8 protein-coding genes are annotated in these 11981 nt (G+C 71.2%); 5 read left to right on the forward strand and 3 right to left on the reverse strand.

The features are described 5' to 3' along the window. Positions 1-547: 547 nt before the first annotated feature. The 4 genes from IPZ69_RS22890 to IPZ69_RS22905 all read left to right on the forward strand — a co-directional run bounded on the left by IPZ69_RS22890 (position 548) and on the right by IPZ69_RS22905 (position 5218). On the forward strand, positions 548-2410 hold the full coding sequence (locus IPZ69_RS22890; RefSeq protein WP_235456162.1) for a glycoside hydrolase family 3 protein: 1863 nt from the start codon (positions 548-550) through the stop codon (positions 2408-2410). An 89-nt stretch (positions 2411-2499) separates the two neighbouring features. Continuing rightward, positions 2500-3126: a hypothetical protein gene (locus IPZ69_RS22895; protein WP_235456163.1), complete on the forward strand. Its 627-nt coding sequence runs from the start codon at positions 2500-2502 to the stop codon at positions 3124-3126. 217 nt (positions 3127-3343) lie between these two features. After that, positions 3344-3697, forward strand: coding sequence for a hypothetical protein (locus IPZ69_RS22900; protein ID WP_235456208.1), 354 nt, complete (start codon positions 3344-3346; stop codon positions 3695-3697). Positions 3698-3793: 96 nt separating this feature from the next. Beyond that, entirely contained in the window at positions 3794-5218 is a 1425-nt protein-coding gene (locus IPZ69_RS22905) for a S28 family serine protease (RefSeq protein WP_235456164.1), read from the forward strand. A gap of 49 nt (positions 5219-5267) precedes the next feature. Here IPZ69_RS22905 and IPZ69_RS22910 read toward each other — a convergent pair whose 3' ends face one another. The 3 genes from IPZ69_RS22910 to IPZ69_RS22920 all read right to left on the reverse strand — a co-directional run bounded on the left by IPZ69_RS22910 (position 5268) and on the right by IPZ69_RS22920 (position 11135). Then, a complete protein-coding gene (locus IPZ69_RS22910) occupies positions 5268-9008 on the reverse strand; it encodes an ABC transporter ATP-binding protein (protein WP_235456165.1) in 3741 nt (1246 codons plus the stop codon). Positions 9009-9096: 88 nt separating this feature from the next. Further along, a complete protein-coding gene (locus IPZ69_RS22915) occupies positions 9097-10158 on the reverse strand; it encodes an esterase-like activity of phytase family protein (protein ID WP_235456166.1) in 1062 nt (353 codons plus the stop codon). Between the two features lie 53 nt (positions 10159-10211). Continuing rightward, positions 10212-11135: a serine hydrolase gene (locus IPZ69_RS22920; RefSeq protein ID WP_235456167.1), complete on the reverse strand. Its 924-nt coding sequence runs from the start codon at positions 11133-11135 to the stop codon at positions 10212-10214. A 401-nt stretch (positions 11136-11536) separates the two neighbouring features. On the opposite strand from IPZ69_RS22920, the gene IPZ69_RS22925 reads away from it, so the two are divergent. After that, positions 11537-11887, forward strand: coding sequence for a peptidase inhibitor family I36 protein (locus tag IPZ69_RS22925; protein ID WP_235456168.1), 351 nt, complete (start codon positions 11537-11539; stop codon positions 11885-11887). Positions 11888-11981: the final 94 nt, after the last annotated feature.

Below are 11981 nucleotides of genomic sequence, written 5' to 3' on the forward strand. Positions count from 1 at the left end.
CTCCACAACATCCATCGACCGGCCCGCACGCCGAGCCTTCCGCCGGCCGGCCCACGTGCTGGACCGCACGCCAAGCCTTCCGCCGACCGGACAACCAGCCGAGCCACCCGCCGACCGGATCACGCGCTCCACAACGTCCATCGACCAGGCCGCACGCCAGTGCAACCGCCGACCGGACCGAACCCGCCGCACCCCCCCACCGAGCGGCCCCCGTGCCGTCGCAGCCGTCTCCCCCTGCTCCCCCTCACCAACTTCCGGGAATCGGGGCGTGGTGGGGAACCCGGGCCCGGTCGGGGTCGTCGAATCGGCAGGCTGTCGGACGAGTCTTCGCAGTACGGTGTCGGCCCTCGCTGCTGGCTGCGATCGCTGACCACCCTCTCCGCCGTACTGCGGCCGGCAGCACGCCGTCATCGGCGCGCCCCCCTCCAACTGCGCCGATGGCGGCCCCTCGACGGTTACTGTGCGGTGCCTTGACTGGCAGAAACTTCCCGGATATTGGTGATTCCTCGGAAGTTTCCTTCAGCGTTCTCCTCCGGAAGGAGCGCACGTGCACGACTCCGGCACGGGAAGCACCGCGACCCCCTCCAGACGCGCCGTCCTCGCCGCGACCGCGGGCCTCACCGCGGCCCTGGGCGTCGGCGGAGCCGCCCACGCGGCCACCGCCCGCGCGACCGCCCACCCCGACCGCCGCCTCCGCGCCCTCATCGCCCGTATGAGCCTGGAGGAGAAGGTCGGCCAGCTCTTCGTGATGCGGGTGTACGGCCACTCGGCAACCGCCCCCGACCAGGCCGACATCGACGCCAACCTCAAGGAGATCGGCGTACGCACCGCCGCCGAGCTCATCGCCAAGTACCGCGTCGGCGGCATCATCTACTTCACCTGGACCCACAACACCCGCGACCCGCACCAGATCGCCGCCCTCTCCAACGGCATCCAGAAGGCGTCGCTCGACCAGCCGCGCGGCCTGCCCCTGCTCATCGCCACCGACCAGGAGCACGGCATCGTCTGCCGGGTCGGCAAGCCGGCCACCCTCTTCCCGGGCGCGATGGCCATCGGCGCCGGCCGTTCCCGCGGCGACGCCCGCACCCTCGGCCTTATCTCCGGCGCCGAGCTGCGCGCCATGGGCATCAACCAGGACTACTCCCCCGACGCCGACGTGAACGTCAACCCGGCCAACCCGGTCATCGGCGTACGCTCCTTCGGCGCCGACCCGGACGCGGTCGCCGATCTGGTGGCGGCCGAGGTGAAGGGGTATCAGTCGTCCCGGGTGGCGGCCACCGCCAAGCACTTCCCCGGGCACGGCGACACCGCCGTCGACAGCCACTACGGCTTCCCGGTCATCACGCACAGCCGCGACCTGTGGGAGCGGCTGGACGCGGTGCCCTTCCGGGCGGCGATCGAGGCCGACATCGACTCGATCATGACCGCGCACATCCAGTTCCCGGCCCTCGACGACTCCGGCGACCCGGCCACCCTCTCCCACCCGATCCTCAGCGGCATCCTGCGCGAGGAACTGGGCTACGACGGAGTGGTGGTCACCGACTCGCTGGGCATGGAGGGCGTGCGGACGAAGTACGGCGACGACCGGGTACCGGTGCTCGCCCTGAAGGCGGGCGTCGACCAGCTCCTCAACCCGCCGACCCTGGACGTCGCGTGGAACGCCGTGCTCAAGGCCGTGCGGGACGGCGAGCTGACCGAGGCGCGGCTGGACGAGTCGATCCTGCGCATCCTGCGCCTGAAGGCGAAGCTCGGCCTGCTCGACGACCCGTACGTGAGCGACGCGCGCGTCGACCGGGTGGTGGGCACGGCCGGACACCGGGCGGCGGCCGACCGCATCGCCGAGCGGACCACGACCCTCCTGGTCAACGAGGGCGGGATCCTTCCCCTCTCCCGCAGTACGCACCCCAGGATCCTGGTCGTCGGCGCCGATCCGGCCTCCCCCTCGGGCACCACGGGCCCGCCGACCACCGTTCTGGCCGGCGCCCTGACCGAACTGGGCTTCACGGCCACCGCCCTGTCCACCGGCACGGCCCCCTCCGCCGCGACCATCGCCAAGGCCGTGGCGGCCGCGCAGGACGTGGACGCGGTGGTGGTGGGGACGTACAACGTCACGGCGGGCGGCAGTCAGAAGACGCTGGTGGAGCGGCTGCTCGCGGCGGGGCGCCCGGTCGTGGCGATCGCCGTCAGAAACCCCTACGACGTGGCCCAACTCCCCACCGTGCGGGCCTTCGTGGCGACCTACTCCTGGACCGACGTCGAACTGCGCGCGGCCGCACGGGTGCTCGCCGGGCGGGTCGGCCCGCGCGGGAGGCTGCCGGTGCCGGTGCAGCGGGCAGACGATCCGACGCAGGTGCTGTATCCGATCGGCCACGGACTGACGTACCAGATGTACGCCACAGACCGGGCGTAACGCCGCCAACTGGCGGAAACCCTCCCACTTGTCTGGCGTGTGCCCGCCGACGCGGGCCACGCTGGACAGGGGTGTCTGGGGGGATGGCGATGCGCAGGACGTATTCCGTGGGGGCGGTGTGCGCGCTGCCGGTGCTGCTCGTCGCCCTGCTGACGGGCTGCCAGCGCGGAACCGGCTCCGCAGGGGAGGACGGGCCGGTCGGCAACCCGGCGCCCAGCGCGTCCTCCGCCTACGGCGCCCAGTTCCTCGCGGTCGACGAGTGCAGCTCCTTCGGCACCACGAGCTTCGGCGAGGTGCCGTGCACCAGCGAACGCGCCGCCGCCCGCGTCATCGCCCGCTACGACGGCGCGGTGGGCGACGGCCCCCTGTGCCCCTCGACCACCGACTTCGTGCTCCACATCAGCGAACAGCACCCCTCCCGCGACGAGGACGGCGACGGGGCCGTCCCCCAGGGCTACGCCTGTATGCGCAACCTGGAGCCACCGCACCCGGGCGACCCCGGCGGCGGGGGCGGCCCCCGCACCATCGTCGGCGACTGCGTCTACGGCTCGGGCGGCGGCCAGGTCCGCGAGACGGCCTGCGACGGATCGGGCCCGCACCAACCCCAGTACAAGGTCACCGAGGCGGTGGCCGACCGCTCCCAGTGCCCGGACTCGACCTCCCTGTACGTCCAACTCGGCGGCGCGGAGCCGGTGGGCTGCGCACGGCGGGTGTGACCGGGCCGGTCCACGCGCCGGGAACGCACGGCCGCGGACCCCGGCGGCATGTTCCGCTGACGATCGTGCAACCATCCGACATACGTCGTGCGTCCGTACATCAGTACGTTCATGGCTGGAGCGCGGCTGATGCAGCGCCGCGGTACGGGAGGGACGACAAGTGAACAGTGGTGGCAGTAGTGACAGGGGTGGCATACGGCGACGGCTCGCGCTCGTCATGGCCGTGCTGGCCGCGTCCGGAGTGCTCGCGCTCGTGGCACCGGGCAGCGCCCAGGCGGCCACGGAGGGCGCCTGCACCGGACGCAAGGTCAAGACACTGCCCTTCTCCACCGGCACCGTGGCCGTCTACAAGTACGACGGTTACGTCTGCGCGGTCACCTTCCCGAAGAACCCCGGCAGCCGGCGCCTGATGTCGGTCAGCGTGCAGGCGCGCGGCAACCGCCCGGTCGTCGACAAGGGCCGCTTCACCCGCCGGGCCGGCCCGGTGACGGTGCACGCCGGCCACCGGTGCGTGTGGGTGAAGGGCTCGGTGGGCCAAGGGACGGTCAGCTCCGGCTGGATCCTGTGCTGAACCGGCGGCCTGCCCTGCGATAACGCAATTCCCCCTGGTGTGACGGCAGTTGCTCCGATAGCTTCCGGCGCACATATGTCTCACAGGGGAGTGTGCATGCGCAAGGCGCTCAGATGGCTGCTCGCGCTCATGGTGTTCATAGGCACGCTGAGCACGGCGGGGGCGGCCACCGCGGCCCAGCCGGAGGCCACCGACATCAAGGACCGTCTCCTGGCGATACCGGGCATGAGCCTGATCCAGGAGAAGCCCTACACCGGATACCGCTACTTCGTCCTGAACTACACCCAGCCGATCGACCACCGGAACCCGTCCAAGGGCACGTTCCAGCAGCGGATCACCGTGCTGCACAAGGACGTCAGCCGCCCGACGGTCTTCTACACCAGCGGCTACAACGTCTCCACGACCCCGAGCCGCCGCGAGCCGACGCAGATCGTGGACGGCAACCAGGTCTCCATGGAGTACCGCTTCTTCACCCCGTCCCGCCCCGATCCGGCCGACTGGTCCAAGCTGGACATCTGGCAGGCGGCGAGCGACCAGCACCGCATCTTCGCGGCGCTGAAGTCGGTCTACTCCAACAAGTGGATCGCCACCGGCGGTTCGAAGGGCGGCATGACCGCCACGTACTACGAGCGCTTCTACCCGCGGGACATGGACGGCGTGGTCGCCTACGTCGCCCCCAACGACGTCGTCAACAACGAGGACTCGGCCTACGACCGCTTCTTCACGAACGTCGGCACCAAGGAGTGCCGCGACCGGCTGAACGCCGTCCAGCGGGAGGCGCTGGTGCGCCGCGAGCCGCTGGAGAAGAAGTACGCGCAGTACGCCGCCGACAACGGCCTCACCTTCACCACCGTCGGCAGCCTCGACAAGGCGTACGAGGCCGTGGTTCTCGACTACGTGTGGGGCTTTTGGCAGTACAGCCTGCTGAAGGACTGCGACACGATCCCCGCGAACGCGGCGACCGCGACCGACGACGAGATCTGGAACTCGGTCGACACGATCTCCGGCTTCTCCGCCTACGCCGACCAGGGCCTGGAGCAGTACACGCCGTACTACTACCAGGCGGGCACCCAACTGGGCGCCCCCACGATCCACTTCCCGTACATCGAGAAGGGCCTGATCCGCTACGGCTACCAGCCGCCGCGGAACTTCGTGCCGCGGTCGATCCCGATGCGCTTCCACCCGGGTGTGATGCGGGACGTGGACACCTGGGTCCGGCACCACGCCACGCACATGCTCTTCGTCTACGGCCAGAACGACCCGTGGGGCTCGGAGCGCTTCCGCCCGGGCAAGGGCGCCCGTGACGCGTACGTCTTCACCGCCCCCGGCCTGAACCACGGGGCGAACGTCGCGGGCCTGGTCCCCGACGAGAAGGCCCTCGCCACGGCGCGGATCCTTCAGTGGGCGGGCGTCGCCCCGGCCGCGGTCCGGGCGAACCCGTCGGCGGCCAGGCCGCTGGCCCGCTACGACGCGAAGCTGGACGTGCGGGACGTGGAGCGCGAGCCCGCGCTGCGCCCGTAGGTCCCCTCCCCGGCGCGGCGGTCACCTCGTGACCGTCGCGCCGCTCCGGTCAGCCGGCCACGCCCACCGGCTCCTCCGGCTCCTCCGGTTCCGCCTGGCCGACGAAGCTGTGCCACAGGTCGGCGTAGCGGCCGCCGCGGGCCAGCAGGTCCTCGTGGGTGCCGTCCTCGGCGACCCGGCCGTGGTCCATGACCACGACGCGGTCCGCGCGGGCGGCGGTGGTGAGGCGGTGGGCGACGACGAGGGTGGTGCGGCGGCCGGTCAGCCGGTCGGTGGCCTGGTTGACCTGGGCCTCCGTGGCCAGGTCGAGGGCCGCCGTCGCCTCGTCGAGGAGCAGCACGTCCGGGTCGACGAGTTCGGCCCGGGCGAGCGCGATCAGCTGGCGCTGGCCCGCCGAGAGGTTGCGGCCGCGCTCGGCGACCTCGTGCAGGTAACCGCCGTCCAGGGTGGCGATCATGTCGTGCGCGCCGACCGCCCGGGCCGCCGCCTCCACCTCGGCGTCGGTGGCGTCGGGGCGGCCGTAGGCGATGGCGTCGCGGACGGTGCCCTGGAAGAGGTACGCCTCCTGCGGGACCACGCCGAGCCGGTGCCGGTACGAGGTGAGGTCCAGGGCCCGCAGGTCCTGGCCGTCGGCCGTGACCCGGCCGCCGGTCGGGTCGTAGAACCGGGCCACCAGCTTGACCAGCGTCGACTTGCCGGCGCCGGTCTCGCCGACGAAGGCGACCGTCTGGCCGGCCGGAATCGTCAGGTCTATGCCGGTGAGCGCCGCCTCGTCGTCGCCGTAGGCGAAGCTCACGTCCTCGAAGGCGATGTCGCCGCGCAGGGAGCGGACGTCGAGCGGCCGCTCGGCGGACTTCGTGGACGTCGGCTCCACCAGCAGCTCCTGGATGCGGCCCAGCGACACCGTCGCCTGCTGGTAGCCGTCGAAGACCTGGGAGAGCTGCTGGACGGGGGCGAAGAACAGGTCGATGTAGAGCAGATAGGCGACCAGCGCGCCGGTCGTCAGCGTCGCCGCCTCCACCCGGCTCGCGCCCGCGATCAGCACCGAGGCCGCGGCCACCGAGGACAGCAGCTGGACGAAGGGGAAGTAGACGGATATCAGCCACTGGCCGCGGATACGGGCGCCGCGGTAGCTGTCGCTGCGTTCGGCGAACCGCCGACCGCCGTCCCGCTCGCGCCGGAAGGCCTGCACGATCCGCAGCCCGGACACCGTCTCCTGCAGGTCGGCGTTGACCAGCGACACGCGTTCGCGGGCGAGTTCGTACGCCTTCACGCTGGCCCGGCGGAAGAAGTAGGTGGCGACGACCAGCGGCGGGAGCGTCGCGAAGACGACGAGTGCCAGCTGCACGTCGAGCACCAGCAGGGTGCCCATGATGCCGAAGAAGGTGACGACCGAGACGAACGCGGTGACCAGGCCGGTCTGCAGGAACGTCGACAGCGCGTCGACGTCCGTCGTCATCCGGGTCATGATCCGGCCGTTCAGCTCGCGCTCGTAGTAGTCGAGGCCGAGGCGCTGGAGCTGGGCGAAGATCTTCAGGCGCAGGGAGTACAGGACCCGTTCGCCGGTGCGGCCGGTCATCCGGGTCTCGCCGATCTGTGCCGCCCACTGGACGAGCACGGCGAGCAGGCCGAGCAGCGACGCCGCCCAGACGGCGCCGAGGGCCATCCTGGTGACGCCCTGGTCGATGCCGTGCCGGATCAGGATCGGCAGCAGCAGGCCCACGCCCGCGTCCACCGCGACGAGCACCAGGCTGGCCAGGAGCGGGAGGCCGAAGCCCCGCAGCAGCCGGCGCAGGCCGTAGGAGCTCTCCGGCCGGACCGCGTGAGCCTCGTCGATGTCGGGGGTGTCGACGGCGGGGGGCAGGGCGTCGACCAGGGCGAGGAGTTCCGGGGTCGCCGGGGTCCCGGACAGCGCCAGGTCCTTGCGCTCGCGGTCGCCGGTCCACAGGCGGGGGGTCACCCCCCGCTCGGCGTCGAACTCGGCGTCCAGCTCCTCGCGGACCGAGGTGTCCTCCGCGGGGGCGGCGGGCAGGGCGTGGCCCGGGGAGACGCCGCCGAGCTCGTCGGGGTCGGTGAGCAGGCGGCGGTAGAGCGCGGAGCGGTCCTGCAGTTCCTCGTGGGTGCCGATGTCGGCCAGGCGGCCGGCGTCGAGGACGGCGATGCGGTCGGCGAGGTTCAGGGTGGAGCGGCGGTGGGCGATGAGGAGGGTGGTCCGGTCCCGCATGACGTGGCTGAGCGCCTCGTGGATCTCGTGCTCGACGCGGGCGTCCACGGCGGAGGTGGCGTCGTCGAGGACGAGCAGGCGCGGGTCGGTGAGCAGGGCGCGGGCGAGCGCGATGCGCTGGCGCTGGCCGCCGGAGAGGGTGAGGCCGTGCTCGCCGACCGTGGTGTCGTAGCCCTCGGGCAGCTCGGCGATGAAACGGTCCGCCTGGGCGGCGCGGGCGGCCTTCTCGATCTCCTCCTGGGTCGCGTCCGGACGGCCGTAGGCGATGTTGGCGCGGACGCTGTCGGAGAAGAGGAAGGAGTCCTCGGGGACCAGGCCGATCGCGGCCCGCAGGGAGTCCAGGGTCAGCTCGCGCACGTCGTGGCCGCCGACCAGGACCGCGCCGTGGGTGACGTCGTAGAAGCGGGGCAGCAGCAGGGAGACCGTCGACTTGCCGGAGCCGGAGGAGCCGACCACCGCGAGGGTCTCGCCGGGGCGGATCTCGAAGCTCAGGCCCCTGAGAACGGGGCGCTCGTGGTCGTACCCGAAGGACACGTCGTCGAACTCGACGGTCGCCGGGGCGTCGGCGGGCAGTTCCTTGGTGCCGTCCTTGATGGTCGGCTCGGTGTCGATCAGCTCCAGGACCCGCTCGGTGCCCGCACGGGCCTGCTGGCCGACCGTGAGGACCACGGCCAGCATGCGGACCGGTCCGACCAGCTGGGCGAGGTAGGTGGAGAAGGCGACGAAGGTGCCCAGGGTGATGTGCCCGCGTACGGCGAGCCAGCCGCCCAGCGCCAGCATGGCGACCTGGCCGAGGGCGGGGACGGCCTGCAGGGCGGGGGTGAACTTGCTGTTCAGGCGTATGGTGCGCAGCCGCCCGGCGAACAGGCGGCGGCCGACCTCGCGCAGCTTGCCGGTCTCCTGCTCCTCCTGTCCGAAGCCCTTCACCACGCGTACACCGCTGACGGAGCCCTCGACCACGCCCGCGACAGCGGCGGCCTGGGCCTGCGCGTACCAGGTGGCGGGGTGCAGGCTGGTGCGGCTGCGGCGGGCTATCCAGCCCAGCGCGGGGGCCACGGCGAGGGCGACCAGCGTCAGCGGGAGCGACAGCCAGGCCATGATCACCAGGGAGATCAGGAAGAGCAGCAGGTTCCCGATGGTCATCGGGAGCATGAAGAGCAGGCCCTGGATCAGCTGGAGGTCGCTGGTGGCACGCCCGACCACCTGGCCGGTGGACAGCTCGTCCTGACGCCGTCCGTCGAGCCGGGTGATGGTGTCGTACATCTCCGTCCGCAGGTCGTGCTGGACGTCGAGGGCGAGACGGCCGCCGTAGTAGCGGCGGACGTAGGTGGAGGCGTAGACGAGGACGGCGGCGCCGATCAGGGCGCCGGCCCAGGGAGCCATGGCGCGGGTGTGGTCGCCGATCACGTCGTCGATGATCACCTTGGTGATCAGCGGGACCAGGGCCATGACGGCCATGCCGGCCAGGGAGGAGCCGAGCGCGAGGACCACGTCCTTCGGGTAGCGCCAGGCGTAGCCCGCGAGTCTCCGCGCCCAGCCCTGTATCTCCCCCTGCTGCGCTGCCACGCCGATGCCCTCCGTTGATTGTGGTCTCCCGGAAAGCACCAACGCACAGCGAAGCGGATTTCATCCCTCCGCAACACACGGAAACGGGTCAGACGCGTATCCGCAGGTAGTAGAACCGCGTCGTCTGCGCGGCGTTCTGGTTGTCGTCGCTGACCAGCAGGACCTTCAGACGGCCGATGCGGTCACGTCCCGTGATCGTCATGCCCTCGATGTTGTCCAGCAGGGGGTTCGGCTGGGGCTGCTTGGCGGTGGCGCCGAGGGAGGGGCAGTCGGCGATGTCCGCCAGCAGGGTCTTCTTGATCAGCCGGACGCCGTCCTGGCCGGTCAGGTTCTCGACGCCGCTGGTGTCCGTGGCGCGTAGCGGGTCGGCGAGGTAGAGGCGGACCGTGTTGCCGACGCCCGCGGTGAAGCCGCGCTCCAGGACGAGGAGGCGCCCGTCGGGGGCGGCCTGGACCTCGGGGACGCCGAGACCGGCGTCGGTGCGGTAGGCGTACTGGGCGGCGAGTTCGAAGCGGCCGTGGTGCCGCCTCCAGGTCTGGAAGCGGACGATGCCGGCGGAGTCACCGGAGATCGCGTACTCCATCGAGGCGAGGAGCGTACGTCCGCCGGGGAGCAGGGTCAGGCCCTCGAAGGTCTGGTTGCCGGTGGCACGACCCGCCGGGGCGACCTGGAGGGAGGCCGGGACCGGGAGGCGGTCGAGGATCTTGCCGTCGCGGGAGTAGCGGCGGACGGAGGGCTCGGTCTCGGAGGTGATCAGCAGGGTGCCGATGGGGGTCCCCCCGCTCGAGCGAAGCCGAGAGTGGGGGAGGTCGATGACGAGCCCCTCTGAATCGAGGTCGGCACCCTTCTCGTCGGCCAGGTGGACGGCCGAGGTCGGCCGGAGGGTCTTCGGGTCAAGGCCGAAGAGGGAGGAGCGGTCCTCCAGGGCGGCCAGCGATCCGTCGCCGTCCACCGCGAGGGCGGAGAAGTTGCCGACGAAGGTGCCGTTGTACGTCGTCTTGTCGAGCGCGTCGGAGAAGCGGTCGATGGAGACGGCGGGCGAGCAGGCGTTGTTCGCGACGGAATCGGCACCGGCGGACCCGGCGGCGGACAGACAGGTGGCCGCCGCCAGGCCGGCGGTGAGCGTGGCGAGTACGGTTCTCAGGCGCATGGGCGGCACCGTAGGACGGCCCGATGACGGGCGGGAGACCGCCTCGTGAAGCGTCAGCCCTGCGGCGGCACCGCCACGTGGGCCTCGCTCGGCGAGCTGGTCGGGATGTAGCGCGCGGCGGCGGTCGTCGTCGGCACCAGGTCCTTGTGGATGGCCTTGGCCACGTTCTGGATGGTGGTGACGCCGTAGTCCATGGTGCTGTTGTCCTGCGTCAGCACGGTGATCATGTAGTCGTGGCCGGCGCCGTTGAAGGTGCCCAGGCTGTGCACCCGCCAGCCGTGCGTGGAGCGCTGCAGCCAGCCGTTCTTGACGTGCACCGCGACCGAGGAGGGTGCCCCGGCGGGCGTGCCCCAGCGCTGCGACGAGATGACCTGGCCCATCAGCTTCAGGATGTAGGCACGGGAGTTGTCGCTCAGCACGGTGTTCTTGGCGGTGATGAGCTTGAGCAGCTTCTGCTCGTCGGTGACGTTCTCCCGGGTCAGACCCCAGTAGCCGTCCGTGCCGGGCGTCGTCTTGGTCATGCCGGCGGCGGCCAGGAAGCCCTTGATCTTCGTCATGCCCAGCTGCTTCCACAGCCTGCTGGTCGCGGTGTTGTCCGACTTGGTGATCATGGCCGTGGCAAGCGACTGCTCGGTACTGGTCAGGTACCGGTTGTGCTTCTTGGCATCCCACAGCAGCGTGGCGAGGACCGTGACCTTGACCGTGCTGGCCGAGTCGTAGGCGGTGGTCGGGCGCAGGGTGCAGGTGGTCTTGGTGGAGCGGTCGTACAGGCCCACCGCGACCGTGCCCCGGCGGTTCGCGAGCGCCGCCGTGATGTCCTTCTTCAGCTTGTCGGCCAGGCCCGCCTTGGCGGAGGTGCAGCTGACCGTGGGCGTCGCCGCGACGGCCGGCGCGGCCGCCGCCACACCCGATATGAACATCCCGGCGGCAAGGCCCGTGCCGAGCACACGGGTACGCCGGGACATGCGGTGAGTCATGGAGGTTCCCCATCCCCTTGAACGTCATCGAGCGCACCCCTGCACGCTCGTCTCCCATGACTCGCTGACGCGGTCGAAAGTTGTACGCGTGTTCCCGATGCGCGAGTTCGATCGAGAGGATGCGGCAATGATTTGAACATGCCAGAGGAGAGAGGGACCGGTGAGTCCGGTCACAAGGTGGCGGGGCGGCTGTACGCGGCACTGAGCGTCCTGCACGTGGTCGCCGCTGCCGTTCATATGGGCACGTCGGCATCTCCCGCCGATCGCACTAGTGCTACTTGTTCGCTCACACCGGTGAAGTCGATCTTGAGCCCGGGCGTGTCCGGCTCCGTCGACAGGAGCATGGGAAACGCCTCGGCGCATCCGCCGAGGCGTCCCAACTCCCCTTCACGGAGAACCACATGAAGCTTCGTTCCTGGTCCCTGGCCGCCGCCCTCGCCCTGACCGCCCTGGTCGCGCCCGCCCACAGCGCCGCCGCGGCGGCCGCCCCCTCGTGCCCCGACGGCTCGGTGTGCTTCTGGAGCGACGAGGACTTCGACGGCGACTACTGGGAGTGGACGTCCCGCAGCGGTTACCGCGACATGCCGCCCAACCTCCATGACCACGTGGGCTCGTTCGTCGCCTCCACCCGCGCCTGCTTCATCAACTGGTCCCCGGTCGAAAAGCGCGACGTCTTCAACGGCGACTGGCGCTCCCGCTACCAGGGCGACTTCGGCGGCCGTATCGACGGGGTGGGACCGGGGGCCTGCTGAACCGCCGGAGCTGATCCGCTGCCGGGCGAGAAACTCGCCCGGCCTTCTCCGCCAGTCGATCCGGGCGCGTACGAGGGCGTCGACGGCCCCGCGC

The organism is Streptomyces olivochromogenes, assembly GCF_021538895.1.
Taxonomy (GTDB): Bacteria; Actinomycetota; Actinomycetes; order Streptomycetales; family Streptomycetaceae; genus Streptomyces; species Streptomyces olivochromogenes_A.